This window comes from Shewanella zhuhaiensis (genome assembly GCF_022484835.1).
Lineage (GTDB): Bacteria > Pseudomonadota > Gammaproteobacteria > Enterobacterales > Shewanellaceae > Shewanella > Shewanella khirikhana.
Genome location: NZ_JAKUDL010000002.1, coordinates 721,515 through 748,147 on the forward strand (window position 1 = coordinate 721,515; position 26,633 = coordinate 748,147).

32 protein-coding genes are annotated in these 26,633 nt (G+C 51.3%); 16 read left to right on the forward strand and 16 right to left on the reverse strand.

The annotated features are described in order from the left end of the window. Nucleotides 1–61: 61 nt before the first annotated feature. The 9 genes from etrA to ccoN form a co-directional block, all read right to left on the reverse strand. Nucleotides 62–814: an electron transport transcriptional regulator EtrA gene (gene etrA / locus MJ923_RS08825; protein WP_240590761.1), complete on the reverse strand. Its 753-nt coding sequence runs from the start codon at nt 812–814 to the stop codon at nt 62–64. A gap of 56 nt (nt 815–870) precedes the next feature. Then, nucleotides 871–1,566: a sulfite exporter TauE/SafE family protein gene (locus MJ923_RS08830; protein WP_240590762.1), complete on the reverse strand. Its 696-nt coding sequence runs from the start codon at nt 1,564–1,566 to the stop codon at nt 871–873. Further along, nucleotides 1,563–1,772, reverse strand: a complete 210-nt coding sequence (gene ccoS / locus MJ923_RS08835) for a cbb3-type cytochrome oxidase assembly protein CcoS (RefSeq protein ID WP_240590763.1) — start codon at nt 1,770–1,772, stop codon at nt 1,563–1,565. The genes MJ923_RS08830 and ccoS overlap by 4 nt, the downstream gene beginning before the upstream one ends. Next, nucleotides 1,769–4,156, reverse strand: coding sequence for a heavy metal translocating P-type ATPase (locus MJ923_RS08840; RefSeq protein WP_240590764.1), 2,388 nt, complete (start codon nt 4,154–4,156; stop codon nt 1,769–1,771). Before MJ923_RS08840 ends, ccoS begins: the two co-directional genes overlap by 4 nt. A 7-nt stretch (nt 4,157–4,163) precedes the next feature. Continuing rightward, nucleotides 4,164–4,643, reverse strand: a complete 480-nt coding sequence (locus tag MJ923_RS08845; protein ID WP_126166950.1) for a FixH family protein — start codon at nt 4,641–4,643, stop codon at nt 4,164–4,166. A 112-nt stretch (nt 4,644–4,755) separates the two neighbouring features. Beyond that, a complete protein-coding gene (ccoP, locus tag MJ923_RS08850; protein WP_126169455.1) occupies nt 4,756–5,727 on the reverse strand; it encodes a cytochrome-c oxidase, cbb3-type subunit III in 972 nt (323 codons plus the stop codon). Nucleotides 5,728–5,732: 5 nt separating this feature from the next. Continuing rightward, entirely contained in the window at nt 5,733–5,906 is a 174-nt protein-coding gene (locus MJ923_RS08855) for a cbb3-type cytochrome oxidase subunit 3 (RefSeq protein ID WP_126166949.1), read from the reverse strand. A gap of 12 nt (nt 5,907–5,918) precedes the next feature. Further along, the gene (ccoO, locus tag MJ923_RS08860) at nt 5,919–6,524 is read right to left on the reverse strand and encodes a cytochrome-c oxidase, cbb3-type subunit II (RefSeq protein ID WP_126166948.1); all 606 of its coding nucleotides are present in this window, start codon (nt 6,522–6,524) and stop codon (nt 5,919–5,921) included. Between the two features lie 12 nt (nt 6,525–6,536). Further along, entirely contained in the window at nt 6,537–7,973 is a 1,437-nt protein-coding gene (gene ccoN, locus MJ923_RS08865; protein WP_240590765.1) for a cytochrome-c oxidase, cbb3-type subunit I, read from the reverse strand. Between the two features lie 353 nt (nt 7,974–8,326). On the opposite strand from ccoN, the gene MJ923_RS08870 reads away from it, so the two are divergent. Next, the gene (locus MJ923_RS08870; protein ID WP_240590766.1) at nt 8,327–8,695 is read left to right on the forward strand and encodes a hypothetical protein; all 369 of its coding nucleotides are present in this window, start codon (nt 8,327–8,329) and stop codon (nt 8,693–8,695) included. Nucleotides 8,696–8,820: 125 nt separating this feature from the next. Here MJ923_RS08870 and MJ923_RS08875 read toward each other — a convergent pair whose 3' ends face one another. Beyond that, a complete protein-coding gene (locus MJ923_RS08875; RefSeq protein ID WP_240590767.1) occupies nt 8,821–10,395 on the reverse strand; it encodes a DUF3369 domain-containing protein in 1,575 nt (524 codons plus the stop codon). 17 nt (nt 10,396–10,412) lie between these two features. On the opposite strand from MJ923_RS08875, the gene MJ923_RS08880 reads away from it, so the two are divergent. Next, the gene (locus MJ923_RS08880; RefSeq protein WP_240590768.1) at nt 10,413–10,940 is read left to right on the forward strand and encodes a hypothetical protein; all 528 of its coding nucleotides are present in this window, start codon (nt 10,413–10,415) and stop codon (nt 10,938–10,940) included. Nucleotides 10,941–12,194: 1,254 nt separating this feature from the next. Here the strand turns inward: MJ923_RS08880 and MJ923_RS08885 are convergent. Next, nucleotides 12,195–12,653, reverse strand: coding sequence for a helix-turn-helix transcriptional regulator (locus MJ923_RS08885; protein WP_240590769.1), 459 nt, complete (start codon nt 12,651–12,653; stop codon nt 12,195–12,197). A 121-nt stretch (nt 12,654–12,774) separates the two neighbouring features. Between MJ923_RS08885 and MJ923_RS08890 the strand changes: the two genes are divergently transcribed. From MJ923_RS08890 to MJ923_RS08905, 4 genes are read left to right on the forward strand one after another with little or no spacing between them, the layout of a single operon-like run. Beyond that, the gene (locus tag MJ923_RS08890; protein WP_240590770.1) at nt 12,775–13,917 is read left to right on the forward strand and encodes a phage/plasmid replication protein, II/X family; all 1,143 of its coding nucleotides are present in this window, start codon (nt 12,775–12,777) and stop codon (nt 13,915–13,917) included. 11 nt (nt 13,918–13,928) lie between these two features. Continuing rightward, on the forward strand, nt 13,929–14,252 hold the full coding sequence (locus MJ923_RS08895) for a G5P family DNA-binding protein (RefSeq protein ID WP_240590771.1): 324 nt from the start codon (nt 13,929–13,931) through the stop codon (nt 14,250–14,252). Nucleotides 14,253–14,259: 7 nt separating this feature from the next. Continuing rightward, on the forward strand, nt 14,260–14,442 hold the full coding sequence (locus tag MJ923_RS08900) for a hypothetical protein (RefSeq protein WP_214508835.1): 183 nt from the start codon (nt 14,260–14,262) through the stop codon (nt 14,440–14,442). Beyond that, a complete protein-coding gene (locus MJ923_RS08905; RefSeq protein WP_214508836.1) occupies nt 14,430–14,645 on the forward strand; it encodes a hypothetical protein in 216 nt (71 codons plus the stop codon). The genes MJ923_RS08900 and MJ923_RS08905 overlap by 13 nt, the downstream gene beginning before the upstream one ends. A 1,148-nt stretch (nt 14,646–15,793) precedes the next feature. Here MJ923_RS08905 and MJ923_RS08910 read toward each other — a convergent pair. Next, complete coding sequence (locus MJ923_RS08910) at nt 15,794–16,252, reverse strand: helix-turn-helix transcriptional regulator (RefSeq protein WP_240590769.1); 459 nt, start codon at nt 16,250–16,252, stop codon at nt 15,794–15,796. A gap of 121 nt (nt 16,253–16,373) precedes the next feature. On the opposite strand from MJ923_RS08910, the gene MJ923_RS08915 reads away from it, so the two are divergent. The 4 genes from MJ923_RS08915 to MJ923_RS08930 are packed head-to-tail and all read left to right on the forward strand — an operon-like array spanning nt 16,374 to nt 18,244. Continuing rightward, nucleotides 16,374–17,516, forward strand: coding sequence for a phage/plasmid replication protein, II/X family (locus MJ923_RS08915; RefSeq protein ID WP_240590770.1), 1,143 nt, complete (start codon nt 16,374–16,376; stop codon nt 17,514–17,516). An 11-nt stretch (nt 17,517–17,527) separates the two neighbouring features. Then, nucleotides 17,528–17,851: a G5P family DNA-binding protein gene (locus MJ923_RS08920; RefSeq protein WP_240590771.1), complete on the forward strand. Its 324-nt coding sequence runs from the start codon at nt 17,528–17,530 to the stop codon at nt 17,849–17,851. 7 nt (nt 17,852–17,858) lie between these two features. Continuing rightward, the gene (locus tag MJ923_RS08925; RefSeq protein ID WP_214508835.1) at nt 17,859–18,041 is read left to right on the forward strand and encodes a hypothetical protein; all 183 of its coding nucleotides are present in this window, start codon (nt 17,859–17,861) and stop codon (nt 18,039–18,041) included. Beyond that, nucleotides 18,029–18,244 carry a hypothetical protein gene (locus MJ923_RS08930; protein ID WP_214508836.1) on the forward strand — a complete coding sequence of 72 codons (216 nt, stop codon included), beginning with the start codon at nt 18,029–18,031 and terminating at the stop codon, nt 18,242–18,244. The genes MJ923_RS08925 and MJ923_RS08930 overlap by 13 nt, the downstream gene beginning before the upstream one ends. Before the next feature lie 625 nt (nt 18,245–18,869). Here MJ923_RS08930 and punC read toward each other — a convergent pair. Beyond that, nucleotides 18,870–20,144 (reverse strand): purine nucleoside transporter PunC, encoded by a 1,275-nt coding sequence (gene punC, locus MJ923_RS08935; RefSeq protein ID WP_338092221.1) that lies wholly within the window; start codon nt 20,142–20,144, stop codon nt 18,870–18,872. A gap of 174 nt (nt 20,145–20,318) precedes the next feature. Here punC and punR point away from each other — a divergent pair, with 174 nt between their 5' ends. From punR to MJ923_RS08965, 6 genes are all read left to right on the forward strand, one after another. Beyond that, nucleotides 20,319–21,221: a DNA-binding transcriptional activator PunR gene (gene punR, locus MJ923_RS08940; RefSeq protein WP_126166943.1), complete on the forward strand. Its 903-nt coding sequence runs from the start codon at nt 20,319–20,321 to the stop codon at nt 21,219–21,221. 65 nt (nt 21,222–21,286) lie between these two features. Then, a complete protein-coding gene (locus MJ923_RS08945) occupies nt 21,287–21,943 on the forward strand; it encodes a Bax inhibitor-1/YccA family protein (RefSeq protein WP_240590772.1) in 657 nt (218 codons plus the stop codon). A gap of 55 nt (nt 21,944–21,998) precedes the next feature. Beyond that, entirely contained in the window at nt 21,999–22,388 is a 390-nt protein-coding gene (tusD, locus tag MJ923_RS08950) for a sulfurtransferase complex subunit TusD (protein ID WP_240590773.1), read from the forward strand. 9 nt (nt 22,389–22,397) lie between these two features. Continuing rightward, nucleotides 22,398–22,754 (forward strand): sulfurtransferase complex subunit TusC, encoded by a 357-nt coding sequence (gene tusC, locus MJ923_RS08955; RefSeq protein ID WP_240590774.1) that lies wholly within the window; start codon nt 22,398–22,400, stop codon nt 22,752–22,754. Beyond that, nucleotides 22,754–23,047: a sulfurtransferase complex subunit TusB gene (gene tusB / locus MJ923_RS08960; RefSeq protein ID WP_240590775.1), complete on the forward strand. Its 294-nt coding sequence runs from the start codon at nt 22,754–22,756 to the stop codon at nt 23,045–23,047. Before tusC ends, tusB begins: the two co-directional genes overlap by 1 nt. After that, a complete protein-coding gene (locus MJ923_RS08965) occupies nt 23,041–23,379 on the forward strand; it encodes a TusE/DsrC/DsvC family sulfur relay protein (protein WP_240590776.1) in 339 nt (112 codons plus the stop codon). The genes tusB and MJ923_RS08965 overlap by 7 nt, the downstream gene beginning before the upstream one ends. Before the next feature lie 246 nt (nt 23,380–23,625). Here the strand turns inward: MJ923_RS08965 and serS are convergent, their stop codons facing one another. The 3 genes from serS to MJ923_RS08980 are packed head-to-tail and all read right to left on the reverse strand — an operon-like array spanning nt 23,626 to nt 26,574. Then, nucleotides 23,626–24,912, reverse strand: coding sequence for a serine--tRNA ligase (gene serS, locus MJ923_RS08970; RefSeq protein ID WP_240590777.1), 1,287 nt, complete (start codon nt 24,910–24,912; stop codon nt 23,626–23,628). A 17-nt stretch (nt 24,913–24,929) separates the two neighbouring features. Next, on the reverse strand, nt 24,930–25,304 hold the full coding sequence (gene crcB, locus MJ923_RS08975) for a fluoride efflux transporter CrcB (RefSeq protein WP_240590778.1): 375 nt from the start codon (nt 25,302–25,304) through the stop codon (nt 24,930–24,932). Then, the gene (locus MJ923_RS08980) at nt 25,297–26,574 is read right to left on the reverse strand and encodes a replication-associated recombination protein A (RefSeq protein ID WP_240590889.1); all 1,278 of its coding nucleotides are present in this window, start codon (nt 26,572–26,574) and stop codon (nt 25,297–25,299) included. The genes crcB and MJ923_RS08980 overlap by 8 nt, the downstream gene beginning before the upstream one ends. Between the last annotated feature and the right edge of the window lie 59 nt (nt 26,575–26,633).

Sequence of the window (26,633 nt, forward strand, 5' to 3'; positions counted from 1 at the left end):
TTCACTTCCTATGATGAACGAGCGACTGGGCGTTGCTTTGTTTTGGATCAATCACTTGCGATTATCTTGCGATACGCGCGTTTCCTGCAAGTGTATTGAGTCCGGCAAAGTCGAGAATGGTAATGTATTTGCCCTTAACCTCAATCAAACCAGACTTCTGAAACCGGCCAAGCAGGCGACTGATGGTCTCCACGGTCAGGCCGAGGTAATTGCCGATATCGCCACGGGTCATGGTCAGGCGGAACTCACGCTGGGAGAAACCACGATTGCCATAGCGGGTAGCCAGATTGGCGATAAAGGCAGCCAGGCGCTCTTCGGCGTTCTTTTTGCTGAGCAGCAGGATCATTTCCTGATCTGACATGATTTCATTGCTCATCAAACGCATGATCTGCTGTCGAAGCTTGGGCATGGACCCTGACAGGTCATCCAGAGTGTTGTAGGGAATTTCACACACCATGGAGGTTTCCAGGGCCTGGGCGAAGCTTTGATGGGTTTGAGCGTGAATACCGTCAAAACCAATCACGTCGCCAGCCAGGTGGAAACCAGTGATCTGCTCGTCACCTTGCTCCGTGATGGTATAGCTTTTGATGGTACCGGAGCGGATGGCGTACAGCGATTTCAATGAATCGCCGGACTTAAAAATCTGTTCGCCTTTCTGAATCGGCTTTTTGCGCTCGATGATGTTGTCGAGTTGGTCAAGCTCATTTGAGTTAAGCGTAAAAGGAATGCACAACGTTCCCATGCTGCAATCATGACAATGAATGGTGCAACCTGTAGCAGCGGGACGGCGGAGTTTATTTTGTTCTATTGGCATTGTGTGATCCCAAACCTTTTTATTAACTACATGTTAACTCAAATGCACTTGCCGGGCTAGCCGAGCTGAGCGACACCAATATATAGAGTTTGCAGCCCAAAGGCTACGAGCAGCGCCCCACTTAACCACCTCATGGTGCGATTTTGCAACCAGTTGGCAAGGGTCCTGGCGGCTATTCCGGCGCTGAGCAATGCGGGCAGCGTCCCCAGGCCAAAACACAGCATAATCAGCGCTCCTTGCAGGGCACTGCCGCTCGCCACTGACCAGGTTAAGGTTGAATACACCAAGCCACATGGCAGCCAGCCCCACACAGCGCCGGCGCTGAATGACTTAAGCTGGGTATCCAAAGGCAGCATTCGTTTGCCAATAGGCTCAAGGCGTTTCCACAGCACCCGGCCAAGATTTTCAAGCGCCGTTACACCAGCCCAGATTTTGGCGATATAGAGGCCAAGGACAATCATCATCGTCCCGGCAACGAAGCGCATTACCAGCAGCAGCGACTGGGCATCAAACAAAAACGCCAGGCCACCGGTAAGGCCGCCTGCCAGCGCTCCGGCTAAGGTGTAACTGCCGATACGGCCAAGGTTATAGGCGAGCAGATAGCTGAGGCGATGGGCAAGGGGATTTTGATGGCGCTGGGGCGCCGGAATTTGACTGGAGAAGGCACCCACCAGGCCGCCGCACATACCAAAACAGTGGCCAGCCCCCATCAGCCCAACCAATAGAGCGCCCAGCAGGTTGTATTCCATCACTGGGGTTCCGCGTTGCTGTCTTTATTAGGGGGATTGTCGCCGTGAACTTTGGCGGCTTTGTTGGGTTTATCTTCATCAAACAGAATGGATGCGCCCTGGCGGTCCAAATCATCAAACTGCTCAGAGCGTACCGCCCAGAAGAACACCCCAACGGCAATGAGCACAAATAACATGGCGATAGGGATAAGTACGTAAATTATGCTCATGGCTTTAACCTCAGCAGCCTTAAACTGTTGCCAACCACAATCAGTGAGCTGGCAGACATGCCGATAGCGGCAATATAGGGCACCACATGGCCGGTAACGGCGAGGGGCAGAATAAACACATTGTACCCCAGAGCCCAGGCCAAATTCTGCCGAATAATGCGATTGGTGCTGCGGGCAATGGTTACGGCATCGATAAAGCGGCTAAGGTGATCGCCAAGCAAAATCAGGTCGGCGCTGTTCTTCGCGACCGCGCTGCCGCTGCCCATGGCAACCGACAAATCGGCGCCGGCGAGCACAGGGGCATCGTTGATGCCATCGCCAAACATGGCCACGACCTTGCCTTCGCAGCGGTGTTTTTCGATAAAGGCAAGCTTATCCGCAGGTTTAAGGCCGCCATGTACATCGTTGACTCCCAGGGTGTTGGCCACATTGCTAAGGTGCAACGAGGTGTCACCACTGGCAATACTGACGCCAAGACCGGATGCACGCAGAGTATCTAAGGTGTGCTTGGCATCGTCCCTGAGTTTGTCCTGAATTTCAAAGGCTGCGATAAGACCAGTGTCATTGCCAAGGTAGACCCATTGGCCTGTGAGTTCGCTTGCGCCTGCAACCTTTAGATATTCGCCACTGCCAATGTAATAACGGCTGCCATCAATCAAGCCGGAGACACCAAAACCCACCTGGGTAGCAGGTTCTGCCGCGCTGAATTGAGTGGGGAACTGGCTGAACAGTTTTGCGATGGGGTGGAGCGAGCCTTTTTCCAGCGCCGAGGCAATGGCAAGTGCCTGCTCTTTATCCATTTCTGAGAAGAGTTTTACCTCCCCAAGACTGAAATGGCCGCAGGTCAGGGTGCCTGTTTTGTCAAACACCACATGGTTTAGCCTCGGCAGCTTTTCAAATACGCTGCCGTTCCTTGAAATAATCCCAAGGCGGGTGAAAAGTCCAGTCGCACAGGTCACCGCAGTAGGCGTCGCCAGCGCCAGGGCGCAGGGGCAGGTGGCAACCAGCACTGACAGGGTGACCCAAAAGGCATCTTCCGGGGCGAACTGACGCCACACCACATAGGTAATGGCGGCAATGGTCAGAATAGTGGCAGAGAAATAGCGGGCTAACTTATCGGCGGTCAGCGCAATTGCGGGCTTTGCATTGGAAGCCATTTCCTGCAGGCGAATAATTTCGGCGACCAGCTGATCCTGGCCGGTGGCGGTTACTTTAACCTTAAGCGGCTGCTCTAGGTTGATTGTACCTGCATAGACCTCAGCGCCAACGCCTTTGGCGACGGGCAACTGCTCGCCGGTAAGCATGGATTCGTTAACCCCGGAGAGGCCATCGACCACCAGACCATCGGCGGCAATCACGTCACCGGGACTCACCAAAATCACATCGCCAACAGCCAGCTTTTTGGCCGGGATTTCTTCAACACCTGAGTCTGTTACCAGGCTTGCGGTAAGCGGCACCAACTTGTGCAGGTTGCTGGAGCTGACCGAAGCCTTTTGGCGGGCATTTTGTTCGAAATAGCGCCCAAGCAGCAAAAAGAAGGTGAACATGGACACCGACTCGAAGTACACCTCGCCGGTACCATTGATGGTGGCAACGCAGCTTGCGATATAGGCGCCGCATATCGCAATAGAGACAGATACATCCATATTCAGCTTGCCGCTCAATATGGCGCGGATGGCACTGAAGTAAAATGGCTGCGCTGAGTAGAACACCACCGGGGCAGCAAAAATCATGCTGACCCAGCGAAAATAATCACGAAACTCGGTTTCAAGGTCTGTGAAGTAGCCCGCGTACAGGGCGAGGGCAAACATCATCACCTGCATGGTGGCAAAGCCTGCAAGCCCAAGCCGCAGCAAAAAGCGGCGGCTGTTGCGTTTGGCGACTACTTCCTGATCATCAAGCTGAAACGGCGCTGCCGAATAGCCAATGCTGCCAATGGCAGACAGTAATTCACTCAGTTTGATTTTGCCGGGTTGCCAGCGAATAAAGGCACGCTGGGTGGTGGAGTTAACCTGAATGCGCTCCACGCCTTCGACGTGCTGTAGTTTATGCTCAATCAGCCAGGCGCAGGCAGCGCAGGTAATACCATCGATACTCAGAGTCACTTCGTCCAGACCATCGCGGCCATGCACAAAGTCTTGCTGTACTTCCGGCAGATCGTAGGCGCTGTAATGGTTCAGGTTTTCCGGCACCAGTGCCGTTTGGCGGTTACCCGGCTCGGTCCGATAGGTGTAATAGGAGAGCAGGCCCGCATCGACAATGGCCTGGGAAACGGCCTGACAGCCGGGGCAACACATGATTTCATCGTTGCCATCGATGCGGGTAATGAATTGATTGCCGGTCAGAACCGGCTCATTGCAGTGGAAACACGGTTGCTGTGACATATCTGACTCAGTTCAGCCAGTGCTCTTTGCCCTCAGCAAGTTCGAGACGCTTTTGCAGACGCCACTTGCCGTCGAAACTCTCGATGCGCACTTCCCAGAAACCGGAAATCTCTTTCTCCGGAGTGATGCGATACAGCCCGGATGCATCCTGAGTCAGCATCTTGTCGAAGTCACGTTCGGCAATGGTGGGGTGGTAGAAACGGGTGTCGAGCGCTGCGGCATAGGCAGGGCCGCCGTGCTGCTCTATGGTAATGCTGCCGTCTTTTACCTTCAGTAAAAACTGCATGCCCAGTTGGCGTGCATATTGGATTTTCGACAGGTCCATATTGATGGCCTTGCCTTTTTTGTAATACTCCTCGGCGACCAATGAGTCTGAGTTATCCAATGCGATTTTCAGGGTGGTAAAACTTGCGATAACCGCGCACATAGGAAGGATAATTAAAAACCAGGGCCAGAACTGCTTATACCAGGCTTGCTGCTCGCTCATTGACTAATACCATCGAAGAATTAAGTGGCAATATTCTATCGCCAAATGTATGAGTTATCACTTAAAAAAAGGCCCCGATTTGCTATCGGGGCCTGCTTTTTTGGTGACGTTTTTACTTGTTTGACAAGCTGTAAACGTAGGCGGCGATTACGTGAACTTTTTCTTCACCCAGCACGTCTTTCCATGCTGGCATCACGCCACTGCGACCATACTTGATTGACTCGCTGATCTGGCCATCGCTGGAACCGTACAGCCAAATGTTGTCAGTCAGGTTAGGGGCGCCCATGAGCTTGTTACCCTTGGCATCCATACCGTGACAGGCGAAACAGCCTTTCATGAAGGAACCCTGACCTTGAGCGGCCAGTGCTGCATCATGCTCGGTGCCACCCAGCTTGTGCAGGTAAGCAACCAGACCCGGGATTTCGCTGTCATCCACTGGCAGACCGCCTTTAGGAGGCATCATACCGCGACGACCGTTCATGATGCTGGTCTTGATTTCGGCCAGAGAGCCGCCATACAGCCAGTCACTGTCAGTCAGGTTAGGGAAGCCGAGGCTACCGCGGGCATCAGAGCCGTGGCACTGAGAACAGTTCTGCAGGAACAGACGACCGCCCACTTTCAGTGCTTCAGGATCTTTTGCCAATTCTTCCAGTGGGGTTTCAGCAAACTTCTTGAAGATAGGGCCGAACTTGTCGTCAGCAGCCTTAACTTCCTGATCGTACTGAACCCAGCGACCTTCTTTGGATGCGTTCTCAATCGCAGCCTTGGAATCCGCCTTGATGCCTTGCTCGGTACCAATGCTCTGGTTAGAGCTGCTCCAGCCGAGGTAACCTTTGAAGTTACCCAGACCTGGGTACAGTGCCAGGTAAATCACACCGAACACGATAGTGATGTAGAACATATAGCTCCACCACTTTGGCAGTGGGTTGTTCAGCTCTTCGATACCGTCGAAGCTGTGACCCATTGACTCGCCTTCTTTGATATCAGGCGTCGTGTTCTTGGAACAGATCTTCAGCAGCACGAAGCAGCCTACGATCACCAGAATTGTGAGTATGCTGATCCACATACTCCAGAAGTTACTCATCAACATTATTTTTGCTCTCCTGAGTCCTTCATTTCCTTGTGCTCTTCATCAGAGAACACCAGGTTAGCAGCCTCGTCGAATTGCTTTTTGCGACGGGAGCTATAAGCCCAAGCAAATATACCGACGAAGGTCAGCATTACAACGATGGTAACGAGTCCGTGTAATGTGCCGTAATCCATATAGTTGCCTCCTTATTTGAGTGCGTGTCCCAGAGACTGCAGGTACGCGATGATGGCTTCCATCTCAGTCTTGCCTTCTACGGCTTTCTGAGCGTTGGCGATGTCAGCATCGGTATAGGGAACACCAAACCCACGGAAGACTTCCATTTTCTGAGCAGTCAACTTGCCATCCAGCTTGTTTTCTGCCAGCCATGGGAAGCCAGGCATGTTTGATTGAGGAACCACAGCGCGAGGATCGATGAGGTGAACTTCGTGCCATTTGTCACTGTAACGACCACCAACACGGGCCAGATCCGGACCGGTACGCTTGGAGCCCCACTGGAATGGGTGATCCCAAACAGACTCACCGGCAACAGAGTAGTGACCGTAACGTTCAGTCTCTGCACGCAGAGGACGGATCATCTGGCTGTGGCAGTTATAGCAACCTTCACGGATGTAAATGTCACGGCCTTCAAGCTCCAGGGCGGTGTAAGGACGCAGGCCCTTAACTGGCTCAGTGGTATCTTTCTGGAACAGCAGCGGTGTGATCTGTACCAGACCACCGATGCTGATCACCAGCACGGTGAAGATACCGAGCAAACCGATGTTCTTCTCTATTAATTCGTGATTGAATTTCATCGTGTCTACTCCTTATGCAGCTTTGGCTTCAGTCAGCGCAGGCAGTGAATCTTTAGGCGCTTTAACGGTGCGATACACGTTGTAGGCCATGATCAGCATACCAGTTACGAAGAAGCAGCCGCCCAGGAAGCGGACGAAGTAGAACGGATAAGAAGCTTCCAGACTTTCAACAAAGCTGTAGGTCAGGGTGCCGTCAGAGTTAACCGCACGCCACATCAGACCTTGCATCACACCAGAGATCCACATGGCAACGATGTACAGTACAGTACCTATGGTTGCCAGCCAGAAGTGTACGTTTACCAGAGAGGTAGAGTACATGCGGCCGTGACCGAACAGGTTCGGGATCAGGTGATACAGAGAACCGATAGACACCATGGCAACCCAACCCAGAGCACCTGAGTGTACGTGACCAACGGTCCAGTCAGTGTAGTGAGACAGGGCGTTTACAGTCTTGATAGCCATCATCGGGCCTTCGAAGGTAGACATACCGTAGAAGGACAGAGATACCACCAGGAAGCGCAGTACAGGGTCAGTACGCAGCTTATGCCATGCACCGGACAGGGTCATGATGCCGTTGATCATGCCGCCCCATGAAGGTGCGAACAGGATCAGAGACATCACCATACCCAGCGACTGAGTCCAGTCGGGCAGAGCAGTGTAGTGCAGGTGGTGAGGACCGGCCCAGATGTACAGTGCAATCAGTGCCCAGAAGTGCACGATAGACAGACGGTAAGAGTACACTGGACGACCAGCTTGCTTAGGTACGAAGTAGTACATCATACCCAGGAAGCCTGCGGTCAGCAGGAAGCCTACGGCGTTGTGACCATACCACCACTGCACCATGGCATCCACGGCGCCGGCATAGATAGAGTAAGACTTCCACAGGCTAACAGGTACAGCCATGGAGTTTACAATGTGCAGCACAGCAACGGTGATGATAAAGGCGCCGAAGAACCAGTTCGCAACATAAATGTGCGAGGTCTTACGCTTGATAATGGTGCCGAAGAATACGATAGCGTAACTCACCCAAACAACGGCGATAGCGATATCGATAGGCCATTCCAGTTCGGCGTATTCTTTACCGCTGGTGATACCCAGAGGCAGAGTAATGGCCGCAGCCAGAATGATGGCTTGCCAACCCCAGAAAGTGAATGACGCCAGAGCTGGCGCAAACAAACGGGTTTGACAGGTGCGTTGAACAACATAGTAAGAGGTGGCGAAGAGCGCTGAGGTACCGAACGCGAAGATTACCGCATTGGTGTGCAATGGCCGCAAGCGGCTATAGGTCAACCAAGGAGTATCGAAGTTCAGCTGTGGCCAGATCAACTGAGCCGCAATAAGTACACCGACAGACATACCAACAATGCCCCACAAAACTGTGGTAAGGGCGAATTGGCGCACGACAGTGTAATTGTAATCAGCGCCGTTAGGCTGGGAATGGTTCATCATAGTGCTTCCACTGCTTATTACTTTTACTTGTAATGTGAGTAAAGACGAGCTTTACCGGTTTGTTATCATGACAAACGACACTTTCCCTATCGGGTGCAATGCCGACTGTCAATGTCTTTGCCTGCAGTTTTGTTACCTGTAGCAAGGCATTGCAATGATACTTGAGCTGCGTCAAAAAAGATACCGGACCTGGGGCTGCTTTGTTGATCTGGATCAAGCCGAGCAATAGAATGTTAACGTCTTGCAGCATAAGGTGAATTGTTGTGCTAGGTAACCGCTTTTTCCCCGTCGTTTGCGCAGTCTTAATCGCGTTTATCGGCTCAGGATGTGATCAGGGTCAAAAAACCGCAGAAGTGAAGGTTGAGGAAACCGGACTTTGCGACTTCCACTCAGGGCCATGCACCCAAACGATTGGTGAAAATATCATCACGCTGGAACTAAACCCTGCCAATGCGCCCAGTGAAAAGCCGCTGAAATTTAACCTTAAATTCAGCTCGCCTGTGGTAATCGGCGATAGCCGTATTGAAGGCCGAGACATGTTTATGGGGCTTATCCCACTTAAATGGCAGCAAGAGGCTGAAAATCACTATCAGGCCAGCGCAATTTACGGCAGCTGTGCCAGTGGTTATATGGTGTGGCGATTGATGGTGAGCTTCACTGACGAACAAGGCCTGACTAAGCAGGCTTGGTTTGATTTTCTTGCTGACAACCCAAAGTCGTAACATTTACACGAGCGCAGGCAGTTGACTGTTCAAGGCAGTCGCTGCGTTATCATCACCACTAATGTATACGCCAATATATAAGCTAACCCTCAGTCGCACGGTTAGCATTTCCAATAGCGGCTTTGCTACTCAGCGGTATCTTTCCAGCACTCTTTAATGGCAACAAAGGTATCTATATTGTCTATAAAGAGTTGCAGCAGCACAGGATCGAAGTGAGTGCCTGAGCAGCGCTTCATCTCTTCAAGTACCTTATCCAGTGGCCATGCTTCTTTATAACAGCGAGAGTGGGACAGGGCATCGAACACATCGGCAATTGCGACAATACGGGCATACACGTGGATGGCCTCACCGTTCAACCCTGCTGGATAGCCGCTGCCATCATATTTTTCATGGTGTTGCAGCGAAATAGTGGCGGCGGCGGTAAGAATTGGTCGCTCTGAGTTTGCCAGGATCTGATGGCCAATCACCGGGTGCTGGCGCATGATTTGCCACTCATCATTATCAAGCTTGCCAGGTTTCAGCAGTACCGCATCGGGGATCGCGATTTTACCAATGTCGTGCATTGGCGCGGCGCGCTTAAGCAGATCAGCCTCATAATCCGAAAGCCCTGCAAGCAGGGCAAGATCATAGCAATAAGCTGCCATGCGTTTCACATGATTGGCCGCTTCCTTGGAGCGGCTTTCCACCACATCCCCAAGCCGAAGAATAAGCTCGGACTGAGTGTCTTCCACTTCCTGATTCAACAGCAGATTTTCGAATGCCACCCCCACATTGATGGCAAAGATATCAATCAGCTGCTTATCCAGGTCACCGATGCGATCAATGCCATCCATATAAAGCAGGTTAATCAGCCCACCTTTGGTTGGGAAGTAGCCGACAAAGCAGTTTTGTTCGTACAGGCAACGCTTTTGGGCCAAGGCTTCTTTCAGTAACGTCAGCACATTGGGCGCCAGTGCCCGGTCGTGGTGGGCTGCAAACTGGCCAGTGCCGGCAAGGATTTCCAGCTCATGAGAATCGACATTGCCGCTGATAGCATCCATGGCGTTGCAGGATAACAGCAGGGTTTCAGTATCAAGATTTAACAGGCTGGCCACCTGGGTGAGCAAGCCGTCGGCGAATTTATGTAAAGTGCGCAGCTCAAACAGGCCGGAGGTCGCTTCAAGCACCCGCTCGAGGCCTTTGCGATGCTTTAACTGCACCTGACGCGCCTGTTCTATCTCCATAATGTCGCGGTAGGAGCGCAGGGAAGAGTAGACGCTGGTAACCAGTTTGCGGGAGTCGAGTTCGGCCTTGGCCTTGTAGTCATTTATATCGTAATTGACGATAACATCTTCTTCCGGCGCCTGGCCGGGTTGACCAGTACGCAGCACAATGCGCATGGTGCGGTTTTTCAGCTCCTCACGGATCCATTTCACCAACTCAAGTCCGGCGTGGTCGCTCTCCATCACCACATCGATAAAGGCGACAGCCACGTCTTTTTCTGTATTGAGGATTTCCTTGGCCTGTTCGCCGCTGTAGGCGTTAATAAAGGAAAGGGAGCGTCCCTCCAATTTAAAACGTGACAGGGCCAGTTTGGTAACCGTGTGAACGTCGGGCTCATCGTCAACGATCAGGACTTTCCACGCTGGACCAGCATCTTCTGACTCAACCTTTTTCTTACCGGAAAACAGGGGGTTTTTCTTAGCCATATCAATGAGCATTAGATGACCTCTACCTATTGAGCGTATTCGTGCCGTTCCATTTCAGTGTAGTTCAACAAATTGGCGCCAGCGCAAATTTTGGGGCAAAAATCCTGGATCTCAATCTAGATGATAATTATTATCATCTAAGATATTCAATTATGGGTAAGGGATGTATCACCTTGAAAAATATCAATCTCGCCATGCCGGAGGCGTTACTGGCCCGGCTTATTTATGAAGGCCATCTGTGCGCAGCAGATGTAAAATGCCTGGACAGCCTGTCAAAGCAGCGTGTGTGGCAACTGTGCCTGTGGGCCTGTAAGGAGCGCGCGGGCTGCAATAAGTCGCTGCAACAGCAAGACCTGAACAGATTATTGAGACAGGATTTGGGAAATCGCCCCCACGAAAGTGTTGGCCTTGAGCCTGGGCAAGCGCTGGTGCATGGTCCGCAAGTCACAACGGCAAGTAATCCATGTGGCAACTGTGAGCAGCGCTGCTGGCAATGGCTTGAGCAGGCTGATGCAAATGTGCAAACAGATATCAGTATAGGCAGTGTGGATGAATAACTCACACTAGGTACTTGATAATTAACATCAGCCAAGGTTAAGCACACAGGTATTGGTGCCCAGGGCGCAATTCGATACAGTGACTTAATCGTCTGGAGACATATTGGCAGATTATGCTTAAAGCCATCGATGATGGGCGGCTCTAGTAGAAGGCGTTTCGCACCAACAGCAGGATAATCGAGCCCAACACCGCAGAACACAAACAGCCTCACACCTAAATGCGCACAATGTGACCGAGATTATGTAGAAAGGCCGCCAAGGTATCATAGCGATGACCGGCGGCCTTTTTGCATAATCTGCGTTGTGCGAATTGCCATTTTCAATTCATCTCTCGACCCATAAATAAAAAGATTTATAAGTCAATGATTTGACTGAGATTTTTTAAGCGAGTATATTGCTGAAGATGTCGCTCGGTGGTTATTTGACGAGCGATAAGGGGGCATGGTTGGAATGCGTCCAACAAACCAACCATGCAAGGTGTTTACACTAGCGTGCTCACACGTAACAACAAAGCCAATATAGAGCTAATGCATTGCTCTATCAAGGTTTATGTGCGCGCGCCTCAACTTAGAGGAGGCAGCTCATGACGATAGTTATTTCGATTGATTCGCGAGTATTAATCAAAGCTATCAATTTTCTAATCTGCATTGCGTATTTGATGTAGGGGGTTATCAGGGGTCGTGACCCCTGATGCAAAGCCCTGCGTCAGTCACGCACTGACACGGCCAGCGGCGGGAGCGCGTCATTCCAGCGCCTCCGCTGTCTCGGCCATCCTGCCAGACGCTTTAGCCTTTCAGGTTCGGGGTTCCAGTGACACCCGAACTTTACCGTGGTTTCCCACGGTTCCAAGCCCTTCGGGCGTCCCGCTTTTCAGTCCCAGAATCTGATTATTTGTTTACAGAAATCAAACCGCACATCACCTGAGCCCGAACGATGACGGGCAGCCCCGTGAGGGGGCTGGTCGGCAGCAGTAGGGCGAAAGTCAAAGTGCGTGTATGTAATACCGCACTTTTTTCTCAATTTTGAGAATTTCACGGGTCGCCGAGCGCATGGGAGGAAGGGACCCGCCAGAGCGGGAAGGAGGCTCCCAGGAGCGAAGCGAACATCAATAATCGCTCCTGGTAAACGCGAGAGTCCACCTACTTTAACAGTGGACTCTTGTACCAATATGGTACCGGCAACATCGAAGCCGGCGAGGGACTTTTTAGGTTTGGGTGTGTGTTACACCCAAACTAACTGCGGAATTCCGCAATTTCACACCCTATTCATCGAGTTCTCTGCTTGCGTTTCGCCAACAGCGGCATCGTAATCTGAGGGATCTACTTCCTGTTGCTGAACCTCTTTAACACCAAAGCCATGACGTTTTTTCAGCTCTGATTCTAAGGTTGCGATAAACCCGTGGGGGTCGTCCATATGGTCGTAGATCATCAAGGAGTAACTGACATCATCAATGAGGCGTCGTGCAGAGGCAATGTGCCTCATAAAGCTGATAGGGTCGATGTCTGAGCCGTCTGTACGTTCACCGGAGCAAATGTCGCGCTCAGAGACACGAAGAATTTTACTTAGCGCGGAAACTTGACTGGCTTTTGGCTCGGTCTTGTCGTTTTCCCATTTACCATAGGTCTGCACGGTTACACCGACTTTATCTGCTACATCTTCCTGCTTCAGATTTAAGGCTATCCGCCTGTCCTTAATTACACTTCCGATGCTCATTTATCGACTCCAGATAACGTTTTGTTTCATTCTACACCACGTTTTCTGTATGCGAACCTTGAGACACAGTTCTGTTGCTGCTAGCATACAGAAAAATGTATTTGACAGGGTTTTGGCACACTTGTTTTTCATCGACCGCTTGTTCATGCAGCAAGACCATCCGGAGGGCAATTTGCCTCTGGTCGGTACGCATGTCATTGAGCGGATAGACATGGAAACTGGTGAGCACTTGCCGCCCTCGGTCAATCAGAAAGTCCTCGAAGGATCATTCAGTACCAAGCTCACCATTCGCTGTGATGGTCAGCGGGTCAGGGTGGAAGGTAATCCGTCACGCTGGCAGCGCATGGATAATCTGTTCGGCCTTCAAACACTGGATGAATGCGTGAGCGTATTTAACCACGTACTCAGCCAATTCAACTTGCCCCCGTTCACCAAAAATACTCATGTTTATTACCGCCAGACAGCCGATGGCAAGAAAGCTCAGCTTGTCGGCAATGGAGCCGAAATCACTGCTATCGACTGGACGGTAAACCATGAGGTCGGGCAGGGCAGAGAAGCCTCATTTATCCGCGGCATGTCATCCATGCAAATTGGCCGTGGTCGTGCACCCAAGCTGTATCCGGACGGCCATACCTGTAACTGGGGCGAAGCGTCAACGTGGATGATGACCAAGCTCTACAACAAACATGTGGAAATCAAACGGCATCTGAACAAGGAGAAACGCAAGAAAGACGGTATCGCAGTCGAGCGGCTTGAATATTTAGAAAACCTGATTAATTACTGCGAGTTACACGGTGTAGTACGCGAAGAACACAGCATAAGACAGGCCATGCTTAAACGATATCAGCTGCAATTTTACGGCCGCGTCACTGAAGAAGATTTTTATCCGCACCTGAAAGACATCGAGAACGCTATGAAAACTATCCAGATATCCCACGATGAACACCAATCAATTGCACATCAATTGCTTGCGGCGGGCGCGGTTCAAACCCTGCGTCAGGCTAACACGACCATGTCTTACTGCACCATGTGGCAACATGGGTCAGACCTGCGTGAAATCCTGTCTGAAAGGCAGTACTACGAACACAAATCTCGCCTGAAAGCTATCGGACTGGACATCAGTCAGCGTTTTGATGTCAGCCGTATGTGTCCAACACTGCGGCGCTCGGAGGTAATTGAGATCAAACCGTTACCTGTACCTGACTGGTATCACATGCCGATATCGGCTCACTCAAACATACTGCCATTTAGAGCTTACGCCTAAGGAGTGTCACCATGTTAAAAATCGAAGTATTCCAAGAAGATGCCAAAATCCATACCCGTACCATGCCGCCCAAGGACGGCAAGCCTGGGCGAACACTGCATGAACAAGTGGCCTATGCGTACTTAGGCGGCAAGTTCCCAGTGCAGATGAAATTGCAAGTCGATGAAGGCGTACCATATAGCGCCGGAATGTATACCGTGGACAGTTCCAGCTTCATGGTAAACAACTTCGGCGGTCTGGAGCTGAAACGCTTCGGCATGAAGCTGGTTGCATGTGAAAGTTCTCAGGAAAGCACCAAAGTTGCACCAGTTGCGCGTAGCATCTCTGTAGGATAGGTGCATAATGGAAAATCTACTCAAGGAACTGGCCGAGCTGCTGGAACGAGTCCAAAGCATCAATGAGTTCTTGTTGAAGGACATCGCTACCGAGCAAGCTCGGGGTTATCTGCACGCACAAAACTGTGTACTGGTTGCAGACTTAATCGATATCGTTAAAACGCACAAGGATGAGCAATGCCAAAAGTAAAAGTGTATCTCGATGACTCCACGCCAGACATGCCAATCACGTTTATCCCAAACGAAGGCTGGTACACATGGAAATCAAAACAGATGATGTGGACAGAGCTGGCGTCTGACTTCGGAGAGAACTTCGAAATCATCCCATTAACGCCAGAGCTTCAGCAGCAGATGCTCGCCGCTGGAGATTTCGATGGCTACGCGCCGTGCTAATCAAAGCGCCAAGCACGGAGCTTAGCGGAGCCTGAGCGTAGCGACGTGCTGGCGCATGACCACAGGGATTATCGAACCCAACACCACAGCACGCAAACAGCATCACACCTAAATGCGCACAATGTGACCGAGATTATGTAGAAAGGCCGCCAAGGTATCATAGCGATGACCGGCGGCCTTTTTGCATAATCTGCGTTGTGCGAATTGCCATTTTCAATTCATCTCTCGACCCATAAATAAAAAGATTTATAAGTCAATGATTTGACTGAGATTTTTTAAGCGAGTATATTGCTGAAGATGTCGCTCGGTGGTTATTTGACGAGCGATAAGGGGGCATGGTTGGAATGCGTCCAACAAACCAACCATGCAAGGTGTTTACACTAGCGTGCTCACACGTAACAACAAAGCCAATATAGAGCTAATGCATTGCTCTATCAAGGTTTATGTGCGCGCGCCTCAACTTAGAGGAGGCAGCTCATGACGATAGTTATTTCGATTGATTCGCGAGTATTAATCAAAGCTATCAATTTTCTAATCTGCATTGCGTATTTGATGTAGGGGGTTATCAGGGGTCGTGACCCCTGATGCAAAGCCCTGCGTCAGTCACGCACTGACACGGCCAGCGGCGGGAGCGCGTCATTCCAGCGCCTCCGCTGTCTCGGCCATCCTGCCAGACGCTTTAGCCTTTCAGGTTCGGGGTTCCAGTGACACCCGAACTTTACCGTGGTTTCCCACGGTTCCAAGCCCTTCGGGCGTCCCGCTTTTCAGTCCCAGAATCTGATTATTTGTTTACAGAAATCAAACCGCACATCACCTGAGCCCGAACGATGACGGGCAGCCCCGTGAGGGGGCTGGTCGGCAGCAGTAGGGCGAAAGTCAAAGTGCGTGTATGTAATACCGCACTTTTTTCTCAATTTTGAGAATTTCACGGGTCGCCGAGCGCATGGGAGGAAGGGACCCGCCAGAGCGGGAAGGAGGCTCCCAGGAGCGAAGCGAACATCAATAATCGCTCCTGGTAAACGCGAGAGTCCACCTACTTTAACAGTGGACTCTTGTACCAATATGGTACCGGCAACATCGAAGCCGGCGAGGGACTTTTTAGGTTTGGGTGTGTGTTACACCCAAACTAACTGCGGAATTCCGCAATTTCACACCCTATTCATCGAGTTCTCTGCTTGCGTTTCGCCAACAGCGGCATCGTAATCTGAGGGATCTACTTCCTGTTGCTGAACCTCTTTAACACCAAAGCCATGACGTTTTTTCAGCTCTGATTCTAAGGTTGCGATAAACCCGTGGGGGTCGTCCATATGGTCGTAGATCATCAAGGAGTAACTGACATCATCAATGAGGCGTCGTGCAGAGGCAATGTGCCTCATAAAGCTGATAGGGTCGATGTCTGAGCCGTCTGTACGTTCACCGGAGCAAATGTCGCGCTCAGAGACACGAAGAATTTTACTTAGCGCGGAAACTTGACTGGCTTTTGGCTCGGTCTTGTCGTTTTCCCATTTACCATAGGTCTGCACGGTTACACCGACTTTATCTGCTACATCTTCCTGCTTCAGATTTAAGGCTATCCGCCTGTCCTTAATTACACTTCCGATGCTCATTTATCGACTCCAGATAACGTTTTGTTTCATTCTACACCACGTTTTCTGTATGCGAACCTTGAGACACAGTTCTGTTGCTGCTAGCATACAGAAAAATGTATTTGACAGGGTTTTGGCACACTTGTTTTTCATCGACCGCTTGTTCATGCAGCAAGACCATCCGGAGGGCAATTTGCCTCTGGTCGGTACGCATGTCATTGAGCGGATAGACATGGAAACTGGTGAGCACTTGCCGCCCTCGGTCAATCAGAAAGTCCTCGAAGGATCATTCAGTACCAAGCTCACCATTCGCTGTGATGGTCAGCGGGTCAGGGTGGAAGGTAATCCGTCACGCTGGCAGCGCATGGATAATCTGTTCGGCCTTCAAACACTGGATGAATGCGTGAGCGTATTTAACCACGTACTCAGCCAATTCAACTTGCCCCCGTTCACCAAAAATACTCATGTTTATTACCGCCAGACAGCCGATGGCAAGAAAGCTCAGCTTGTCGGCAATGGAGCCGAAATCACTGCTATCGACTGGACGGTAAACCATGAGGTCGGGCAGGGCAGAGAAGCCTCATTTATCCGCGGCATGTCATCCATGCAAATTGGCCGTGGTCGTGCACCCAAGCTGTATCCGGACGGCCATACCTGTAACTGGGGCGAAGCGTCAACGTGGATGATGACCAAGCTCTACAACAAACATGTGGAAATCAAACGGCATCTGAACAAGGAGAAACGCAAGAAAGACGGTATCGCAGTCGAGCGGCTTGAATATTTAGAAAACCTGATTAATTACTGCGAGTTACACGGTGTAGTACGCGAAGAACACAGCATAAGACAGGCCATGCTTAAACGATATCAGCTGCAATTTTACGGCCGCGTCACTGAAGAAGATTTTTATCCGCACCTGAAAGACATCGAGAACGCTATGAAAACTATCCAGATATCCCACGATGAACACCAATCAATTGCACATCAATTGCTTGCGGCGGGCGCGGTTCAAACCCTGCGTCAGGCTAACACGACCATGTCTTACTGCACCATGTGGCAACATGGGTCAGACCTGCGTGAAATCCTGTCTGAAAGGCAGTACTACGAACACAAATCTCGCCTGAAAGCTATCGGACTGGACATCAGTCAGCGTTTTGATGTCAGCCGTATGTGTCCAACACTGCGGCGCTCGGAGGTAATTGAGATCAAACCGTTACCTGTACCTGACTGGTATCACATGCCGATATCGGCTCACTCAAACATACTGCCATTTAGAGCTTACGCCTAAGGAGTGTCACCATGTTAAAAATCGAAGTATTCCAAGAAGATGCCAAAATCCATACCCGTACCATGCCGCCCAAGGACGGCAAGCCTGGGCGAACACTGCATGAACAAGTGGCCTATGCGTACTTAGGCGGCAAGTTCCCAGTGCAGATGAAATTGCAAGTCGATGAAGGCGTACCATATAGCGCCGGAATGTATACCGTGGACAGTTCCAGCTTCATGGTAAACAACTTCGGCGGTCTGGAGCTGAAACGCTTCGGCATGAAGCTGGTTGCATGTGAAAGTTCTCAGGAAAGCACCAAAGTTGCACCAGTTGCGCGTAGCATCTCTGTAGGATAGGTGCATAATGGAAAATCTACTCAAGGAACTGGCCGAGCTGCTGGAACGAGTCCAAAGCATCAATGAGTTCTTGTTGAAGGACATCGCTACCGAGCAAGCTCGGGGTTATCTGCACGCACAAAACTGTGTACTGGTTGCAGACTTAATCGATATCGTTAAAACGCACAAGGATGAGCAATGCCAAAAGTAAAAGTGTATCTCGATGACTCCACGCCAGACATGCCAATCACGTTTATCCCAAACGAAGGCTGGTACACATGGAAATCAAAACAGATGATGTGGACAGAGCTGGCGTCTGACTTCGGAGAGAACTTCGAAATCATCCCATTAACGCCAGAGCTTCAGCAGCAGATGCTCGCCGCTGGAGATTTCGATGGCTACGCGCCGTGCTAATCAAAGCGCCAAGCACGGAGCTTAGCGGAGCCTGAGCGTAGCGACGTGCTGGCGCATGACCACAGGGATTATCGAACCCAACACCACAGCACGCAAACAGCATCACACCTAAATGCGCACAATGTATATTATGTTAAATACTATATTTGTGAGAGCACACCTAATAGCCTAATTCGGCGGCCTTCCCGCAGATAGCTGCCATTTTGCCAAAAGCTGAAAGCCATTCCTTTCCTTTCCAAAGCGCAACCATGACAAACTGCTATTGGGTCAAGGGCCGATTGTCTGCAGTCACAGATACCAGGTCACAGCAGTTACGTCGTGTTTTCTGGCTGTGCATGCGTTCTTCGTAATTCATCGCCTAAATCCATCAGGTATCGTGCTCAGTGCTCAGCAATGTTGAGTCCCACGTTCCAGCATCCTGAGGCTGAGGTAATTGCTGATATATTCACACTCATCATCGTTTTTAACGCAGTTCTGCTATCGAGGTCATTCTCACAATGCGCGTCAGCGTGTGCCAAAATATAAAAAACACAGCTCGAAGCCGTGCTTTTTAACTTTGATACCGCTGTGCCAACTGCTCAACTTGAATTGTGTTGCAGTTGGCGCGGTGGTTCACTGCCGGTACTTAGTGTTCAGTGTCGCTGCCGGTGTGCTTATCCTTTCGCTGCTGAGTCTTTCGCAGCTGAGTACCTTCACTTGATGGCTTCTGCTCTCTGTCCGCTTTAACAGCAATGCGAGCCGGATCCGGGAAGCACCAGTTATCACGCCATGCGCGCCAATTCATGCGCCACCATGCCAGCAATACTATACCCGCGCAAACCAGGATCCCTACACCAATGGCCTTTTCAAACCAATGGGCTATCAGGGCTACCGCTGCCGAAGCAATAAACGCCATGCCGAGCTGCAAAAAGTTCTGCCAGCCCGCGGCTTTAGTGGCGTTGCTGGAAAATGGCGCCAGTGCGTCGGTCACCAGCAATGGATATACGGCGCCGTTGATTGCTGCCAGGATGGCAAACACCCACAGCACTGACTCTATCCCGGCACCTAATTGAGTCAGCAAAAACAGCGCTAGCGATAGTACGACAAAGCCGGTTATCAGGGTGTTTTTAATCGCCTCAGGGCTGTGTTTGGTAAGCATTTTTTTGCAAGTAAAGCCACCCAACATAAATGCCAGGGTCTGAGGAATAAAGCTGAGGCCGATTTCGGCGGCGGCATAACCGTGGTGCTGCATTACCGCTGGCCACAGCGTGAGGTAGCAAAAGAAGGCCGCGCTGCAGGCACCAAATATGGCTACATTGTTTTGAAACGCATGGTTTTTCAGGATGCTGCCAACGGAGATTGGCGTTTGCGATTCACTGGCTTTGCTGTTTCCAGCCAGAGCCGGTGTCATAGCCGCCAATAACAAACCCAAAATGGCCAGAATAATGAAAATGGCGCGCCAGCCCATCTGCTCGCTGACCCAGGCCCCCATCAAAGGAGCCAACGCAGGAGACAAGGCTACCAGTGGCATGATGGATGAAAACACTCTCCTCGCCTCGGTTTCGCTGAAGCGCTCCATCACAAGAGCCTGCCAGATCACCGCAGCGCTGCAGGCGCCAAATGCCTGCACCACCCTGAGTGCAAAAAACACACTGATGTCTTGGGTAAAGCCAAGCAATACGCTGCTCAGCGCAAACAATCCAAGCCCGGCCATCAGGGTATTTCGTTTACCAAAACGGTCGCATAAACTGCCATAAGCAAGCTGCCCCAGAGCCAGACCACCGAGGAAGCAAGTGAGTGTCATCGCCACCAAACTGGCTGATGTGTTTAAACTTGCTTCAATCTGATTGAATGCAGGCAGATACATGTCGGTAGCCAAAAAGCCGAGCATGCTAAGTAGCGCAAGATATGGAAAGAACACTAAACTTCGGCGCTTGGTCAAAGAGTTTGAAATCAAATCAGCCTCCACAAATAGGAATAATCTTAGCGCGGTGGAGTCTAATGGCTTGTTTTAGCGCTGTGAAACGGTTAATTTTGCACAGTGCAAACAAAAATATTCAAGGCAAGTGCGCCCTAACGAAACAGGAATTTCATCATGCTGTCGGAACAATCTCTGGAATTGGTCGATATTGTTGCCCAGGTTGGCAGCTTTACCGCCGCCGCGGCCAAGTTGCACAAGGTACCCTCGGCGGTCAGTTACGCCATCAAGCAAATAGAAGATGAACTGGGTGTGGTGCTGTTCCATCGCCATCACCGCAGCGTGAGTCTCACGGTTGCCGGTGAGCACTTTGTGCGGGAAGCCCGGGCCATGTTGTCACAGATGAACGAGCTTAAGCGCGGCACCCAGCGCATAGCCAACGGCTGGCAACCTACGTTGTCCATTGCGCTGGATAATATTGTTCGCGCCGACAGAATAAGTGTACTGATTGCCGATTTTTACAGGCACTTTCAAGATGTTGAGCTGATTATTCGTATCGAGGTATTCAACGGTGTCTGGGAGGCTCTGGCCACAGGGCGAAGCCATATCGCCATTGGTGCCACCACGGCAATTCCGGTCGGTGGCGTATTCCAATACCGAGATATGGGGGTGATTGACTGGGCGTTTTTGGTGGCCAAAAATCACCCGCTGGCTGCCATCGATGAGCCACTGACCGATGATATGCTGCGGCCCTTCCCGTCTATCTGCCTTGAGGATACATCGCGGGAAATTCCCAAACGCACCACCTGGCTTTTGGATAATCAGCGCCGCCTGGTGGTGCCGGATTGGATCCGCGCCATTAACTGTTTTACCAATGGCCTCGGCATTGGTTATATGCCGCGTCATTTGGCTGCACCCTTTATTCAGGCTGGGCTTTTGGTTGAGAAAACCCTTGAGCGACCCAAGGTGCCCAGTCCCTGTTGTCTAGCCTGGAACGGCGACACCCCCTCGCCTGCACTCAGTTGGGTGCTTGACTACCTGGGTGACAGCGAAAAACTACACCGGGAATGGTTGGCGTAACGCTGGTATCCCGGGTGAATTCGGTTATGATAGACGGGATTGTCAAAGATTAAGGAGACATTGAAATGTCACAGGAAATTCTGGTTTCCAAGCAGTCGACACTGGAAGTCAACAAGCTTATCAAGAACACCTATATGCTATTGTCCATGACGCTGGCGTTTTCTGCGCTGTGCGCCTGGATTGCCACCGCTATGGGCATTTCACCGCTGATGTCTATCGGGTTTTCTATCGGCGGATTTATTCTGCTGTTTGTTACTTTGCGTAAAGCCGACTCGTCTGCCGGTCTCTTTTGGGTGTTTGCCTTTACCGGTATGCAAGGTGCCTCACTTGGTTATATCCTCAACCATTATGCCGGCATGGCCAATGGCCCTGAACTTATCATGCAGGCTTTCGGTTTGACGTCCGCCATATTTATCGGCTTGTCCATGTATGCACTGACCACCAAAAAAGACTTCTCTTTTATGGGCGGTTTTCTGTTTGCGGGTCTGATAGTTATCATTATCGGCGGCCTGATCAATATGTTCGTGGGTAACAGCACCGCCTACATGTTGCTGTCCTGGGCGACTGCTTTGGTGTTTACCGGGTTGATTCTGTTTGATACCAGCCGCATCGTAAATGGCGGCGAAACCAACTATATTCGCGCCACTGTGTCGCTGTATCTGGACTTCCTCAATCTGTTCCTGGCCATTTTGCGCATTCTGGGAATGAACAACGACGATTGATCTTTCACACAGAAATTAAGGTAAAATGGCCCATATTCAGGGCCATTTTTTTATTATGAGTACTTTCATTCTCCAGGTCTCAGGTAAAGCCTATGGCAGTGCCGCTCCGCTGCATGCGCTGCGATTCGCCAAGGCTGCTATCGACGAAGGCCATCAAATCCTTCGGGTATTTTTCTATCAGGATGGTGTGTTTAACGCATCAAGCCTGGGCTCACCTGCATCCGATGAGTTTAATGTTTATCGCGCCTGGCATGAACTGGCCAGCCAGCACAAGGTGGAACTGGTGAACTGTGTTTCGGCCGCACTGCGCCGCGGCATGGTATCCAGAGAGGAAGCCGAAACCCAAGGGCTCAGTCACTGGAATGTGGATGATGGCTTCCATAATGGTGGCCTGGGTGAACTGGTCAGTGGTATTGCCAAAGCCGATCGGCTGGTGTGTTTTTAAGGAGCTGGGGTGAAAAAACTCTGCGTAGTCTTCTCCAAGGCGCCCCATGGCACAGCCACGGGGCGTGAAGCGTTGGATTTTGCCATGCTGGCCGCCAGTTACGATTTGCAAACCAGTTTGCTGTTTGCCGATGAAGGCGTATTGCACCTGGTTGCAAAACAACAGCCAGAGTCCATCGGCTGTCGTGACTATATCGCTACCTTTGGGGCGCTGGAATTTTACGACATCGAACATCTGTATGTGTGCCAGCAGAGCCTTGAGCAATTTGGCATCGAGCCAGACGCCCTGCCCCTGGATGTTGAAGTGCTCAGCCCCAATGCTGTCCGCGCCCATTTTGGCGCCGTTGATGAAGTGGTGGTGTACTGATGATTTTGCATCATATTCAGCAATCATCCGCCCAGAGTGCGGGTCTGAAACTGGCACTGCGCTATGCCGGTGAGCAGGATGCGCTGCTTTTCAGTGGTGATGCAACCGGCTCACTGCTCCAGGCGGATTGGCAACATAAGCTCGCGGGCAAAACGGTGTATTTTTTGGATGAAGATGTCCATGCCCGCGGGCTGACAGACATGATTGCAGCCCGTTATCCTCACGCGCAATTGCTGGATTATCGAGGCTGGGTAACACTCTCTTTGGCGTTTCATAAGGTGATCACGTGGTAGATTCAATTGCATTTAATGGCCAGCAGATTGCGGTGGATAAAAACGGTTATCTGCTGTCTGTAGACGATTGGAGCCCGGAGCTTGCGCTGCTGCTCGCCCAGTCTGAATCAATCGTGATGACAGATGCGCACTGGGAAGTGGTCAACTTTGTTCGTGATTTCTATCTTGAGTACAAAACCAGCCCGGCCATTCGAGCCCTGGTAAAAGCCATGGGGCAAAAATTCGGACCGGACAAGGGTAACTCCAAGTACCTATATACACTGTTCCCAGTTGGGCCCGCCAAGCAAGCCACCAAGATTGCCGGCCTGCCGAAACCCGCCAAGTGTATTTAATAGGTTTAATTTAGTGCCGCGCGACTCATTTGCCGGCATCGAAAACAAAAAGCCCCGCAATTGCGGGGCTTTTTAATTCGCTGCTGAAACAGCGATTACTTTACATTTTCAAAGACGACCAAGAAGGCTTTTCCCAACGTAGCAAACATGATTGCAGCAAATACCGCTATCACAGCCATGTAAGAGAGCCAACGTAAATAGCGCTGACCGTTATCCATAATTCCCTGAAAAATAAGTTAGTTATTATTATCCCAGTTTTTCAAGACCGCCCATGTATGGACGCAGTGCTTCGGGCACTGTCACAGTGCCGTCTGCGTTTTGATAGTTTTCCAAAATGGCGACCAGGGTACGGCCAACCGCCAGACCCGAACCGTTCAGGGTGTGCACCAGCGCTGGCTTGTTGTCAGCCTTGCTGCGATAGCGCGCCTGCATACGACGGGCCTGGAAATCCTTCACGTTTGAGCAGGAAGAGATCTCACGGTAGGTGTCCTGTGCCGGCAGCCACACTTCGATGTCGTAGGTCTTGGCCGCGCCAAAGCCCATATCACCGGTGCACAGCACCACAGTTCGGTAAGGCAGCCCCAGCTTCTGCAGCACTTTTTCAGCGTGGCCGACCATTTGCTCCAGAGCATCCATGGAATCTTCTGGCTTAACAATCTGCACCATTTCCACTTTATCGAACTGGTGCTGACGGATAAGACCACGGGTGTCTTTACCGTAAGAGCCGGCTTCTGAGCGGAAGCAAGGGGTGTGGGCCGTCATCTTAATTGGCAAATCTGCCTCATCGATGATGGAATCACGCACCAGGTTGGTGACTGGAACTTCGGCAGTTGGAATAAGGCTCAGACCCTGACCTTCTTCAGTGGCAGGCTTGGTATGGAACAAATCTTCACCAAACTTTGGTAGCTGACCGGTCCCCAGCAAGCTTTCAGCGTTTACCAGATATGGAACGTAAGCCTCGGTATAACCGTGCTCTGTGGTGTGCAGATCCAACATAAACTGTGCCAGAGCGCGGTGCATGCGGGCTACCTGGCCCTTCATCACGATAAAGCGTGAGCCGGTGATTTTCACAGCCGATTTAAAATCAAGACCATTAAGGCCTTCACCGAGGTCAACATGATCTTTCACGTCGAAATCAAAGCTGCGTGGCTCGCCCCAACGGCGGATTTCTACGTTTTCAGTTTCATCCTTGCCAACAGGCACAGACTCGTCAGGCAGGTTTGGCACTGACATGGCAATGGCATTGATTTCTTCCAGCAGTGCGGCCAACTCAACCTTTTTGGCTTCGAGTTCGGCACCGAGGTTACCTACCTGAGCCATGATGGGAGCGACATCTTCACCGCGGGCTTTGGCCTGACCGATGGATTTGGAGATGGCGTTGCGGCTGGCCTGCAGCTCTTCGGTGGCTACCTGCAGCGACTTACGCTTTTCTTCCAGCGCTTTGAGATGGTCGATATCGAGCGCAAAACCGCGGGCGGCCAGACGCTCTTTGGTGAATTCCAGTTCATTACGGAGATATTTGGTATCTAACATACTTGTTGTCTTTTAAGTTAAACGCGGGAATAAATCAGCTGCTGCCCAAGATACACCACGGTCAGGCAAAGTATCAGGTTCAGAAGCACATTCAGGCTCGCCTTCACAAGCTCACCTTGCTGCATCAGCAGCAGAGTTTCGTTTGAGAAGGTGGAAAACGTCGTTAAGGCACCCAGAAGGCCAATACCTATCAGGGCTTTCCACTCAGGACTAATATGGCTGAGTTCCGCCAGGGCGTATATGCATCCCATCAAAAAGGATCCCGCCACGTTGACGATGAGTGTACCAAAAGGAAATCCACCGCCAAAGAGCTGCAACGTAAGAATCGAGATCGAATAGCGCAAAACTGCACCTATAGCACCTCCTGCGGCGACATAAAGCACATTATTCATAACGTTTTCGCCCACTTTGCTGGTTAAGCGCCTCAAGATTTTGCAGTTTATCTTTAATTCGTTTTTCAAATCCACGCTCAGTGGGCTGGTAAAAACGGCTGTGTTTGAGCGTATCGGGGAAGTAATTCTCGCCGGCGGCAAAGGCGCCCTCTTCATCATGGGCGTAACGGTAGCCTTCACCCATGCCAAGTTCACTCATCAGCTTGGTTGGTGCATTGCGTAAATGGTTGGGCACGGGTGCATTGCCGGTTTCCCGGGCAAGTGCCCGCGCAGCCTTAAAGGCGGTGTAAACCGCATTGCTCTTGGGCGCGCTGGCAAGATAGAGGACCGCCTGAGCAATAGCACGCTCTCCTTCAGCTGGTCCTACCCGATGGAAACAGTCCCAGGCATTCAGGGCGACTGTCATGGCATTGGGGTCGGCATTGCCGATATCTTCTGAGGCAATGGCAAGCAGCCTGCGCGCGACATATAAAGGATCGCCGCCGCCCTCAAGAATGCGACAAAACCAATAAAGTGCGGCATCGGGCGCCGAGCCGCGAATGGACTTATGCACTGCACTGATAAGGTCGTAGTACTGATCGCCGTTCTTGTCGTAACCCGCCGCCTGATGGCCAGCGACTTCACTGAGGAGCTCAACCGTATACTCGCCACCGTCTGGCAGCAAGTCGGCCATCAACTCAATTAAATTCAGCGCCTTGCGGGCATCTCCGTCACAGAGTCTGGCAATGGCGGCCTTAAGCTCCGTGGTCAGCTGTAAACCGCGTTTGCCAAGCCCCCTCGCCTCATCACTGTTAGCCTGCTCAAGAATTTGGCCAACAGCGTCATCATCAAGACGCTTGATAAGATAGACACGGCAGCGCGACAGCAGTGCGTTGTTGACTTCAAAAGACGGGTTTTCGGTGGTTGCGCCAATAAAAATCACAGTGCCGTCTTCAATAAACGGCAGGAAGGCATCCTGCTGACTTTTATTAAAGCGATGCACTTCATCGACAAACAGCAAGGTACGCTGTCCACGGGACTGGGCCACATTTTTGGCCTGCTCGATAGCGGCGCGGATTTCCTTAACGCCTGAGGTGACCGCGGATATGCGCTCCACATGGGCATTGGCATAACGGGCAACGAGTTCGGCCAGCGTAGTTTTGCCGGTACCGGGCGGCCCCCACAGCAGCATGGAGTGCACCTTGCCCGCCAGCAGCGCTTGGCGCAAAGGTTTGCCTTCGCCAAGCAGATGCGACTGACCTATGTATTCTTCCACCCTGGCTGGCCGCATTCTTGCGGCCAGGGGATTAAAGTCGGGGCTGAAATCAAAACTCAGTGACACAGTGCAAC

Excerpts from the sequence above, each read along its gene's own strand:
- ccoN (WP_240590765.1), bottom strand. The coding sequence starts at position 7,973 with ATGATGAACCATTCCCAGCCTAACGGCGCTGATTACAATTACACTGTC.
- ccoO (WP_126166948.1), bottom strand. The coding sequence starts at position 6,524 with ATGAAATTCAATCACGAATTAATAGAGAAGAACATCGGTTTGCTCGGT.
- etrA (WP_240590761.1), bottom strand. The coding sequence starts at position 814 with ATGCCAATAGAACAAAATAAACTCCGCCGTCCCGCTGCTACAGGTTGC.
- MJ923_RS08855 (WP_126166949.1), bottom strand. The coding sequence starts at position 5,906 with ATGGATTACGGCACATTACACGGACTCGTTACCATCGTTGTAATGCTG.
- MJ923_RS08980 (WP_240590889.1), bottom strand. The coding sequence starts at position 26,574 with ATGCGGCCAGCCAGGGTGGAAGAATACATAGGTCAGTCGCATCTGCTT.
- MJ923_RS08885 (WP_240590769.1), bottom strand. The coding sequence starts at position 12,653 with ATGAGCATCGGAAGTGTAATTAAGGACAGGCGGATAGCCTTAAATCTG.
- MJ923_RS08900 (WP_214508835.1), top strand. The coding sequence starts at position 14,260 with ATGGAAAATCTACTCAAGGAACTGGCCGAGCTGCTGGAACGAGTCCAA.
- crcB (WP_240590778.1), bottom strand. The coding sequence starts at position 25,304 with ATGAATAATGTGCTTTATGTCGCCGCAGGAGGTGCTATAGGTGCAGTT.
- tusB (WP_240590775.1), top strand. The coding sequence starts at position 22,754 with ATGATTTTGCATCATATTCAGCAATCATCCGCCCAGAGTGCGGGTCTG.
- MJ923_RS08845 (WP_126166950.1), bottom strand. The coding sequence starts at position 4,643 with ATGAGCGAGCAGCAAGCCTGGTATAAGCAGTTCTGGCCCTGGTTTTTA.
- MJ923_RS08945 (WP_240590772.1), top strand. The coding sequence starts at position 21,287 with ATGTCACAGGAAATTCTGGTTTCCAAGCAGTCGACACTGGAAGTCAAC.
- MJ923_RS08910 (WP_240590769.1), bottom strand. The coding sequence starts at position 16,252 with ATGAGCATCGGAAGTGTAATTAAGGACAGGCGGATAGCCTTAAATCTG.
- punR (WP_126166943.1), top strand. The coding sequence starts at position 20,319 with ATGCTGTCGGAACAATCTCTGGAATTGGTCGATATTGTTGCCCAGGTT.
- MJ923_RS08840 (WP_240590764.1), bottom strand. The coding sequence starts at position 4,156 with ATGTCACAGCAACCGTGTTTCCACTGCAATGAGCCGGTTCTGACCGGC.
- MJ923_RS08925 (WP_214508835.1), top strand. The coding sequence starts at position 17,859 with ATGGAAAATCTACTCAAGGAACTGGCCGAGCTGCTGGAACGAGTCCAA.
- tusD (WP_240590773.1), top strand. The coding sequence starts at position 21,999 with ATGAGTACTTTCATTCTCCAGGTCTCAGGTAAAGCCTATGGCAGTGCC.
- MJ923_RS08930 (WP_214508836.1), top strand. The coding sequence starts at position 18,029 with ATGCCAAAAGTAAAAGTGTATCTCGATGACTCCACGCCAGACATGCCA.
- MJ923_RS08905 (WP_214508836.1), top strand. The coding sequence starts at position 14,430 with ATGCCAAAAGTAAAAGTGTATCTCGATGACTCCACGCCAGACATGCCA.
- MJ923_RS08920 (WP_240590771.1), top strand. The coding sequence starts at position 17,528 with ATGTTAAAAATCGAAGTATTCCAAGAAGATGCCAAAATCCATACCCGT.
- ccoS (WP_240590763.1), bottom strand. The coding sequence starts at position 1,772 with ATGAGCATAATTTACGTACTTATCCCTATCGCCATGTTATTTGTGCTC.
- MJ923_RS08875 (WP_240590767.1), bottom strand. The coding sequence starts at position 10,395 with ATGCTCATTGATATGGCTAAGAAAAACCCCCTGTTTTCCGGTAAGAAA.
- ccoP (WP_126169455.1), bottom strand. The coding sequence starts at position 5,727 with ATGAGTAACTTCTGGAGTATGTGGATCAGCATACTCACAATTCTGGTG.
- MJ923_RS08895 (WP_240590771.1), top strand. The coding sequence starts at position 13,929 with ATGTTAAAAATCGAAGTATTCCAAGAAGATGCCAAAATCCATACCCGT.
- serS (WP_240590777.1), bottom strand. The coding sequence starts at position 24,912 with ATGTTAGATACCAAATATCTCCGTAATGAACTGGAATTCACCAAAGAG.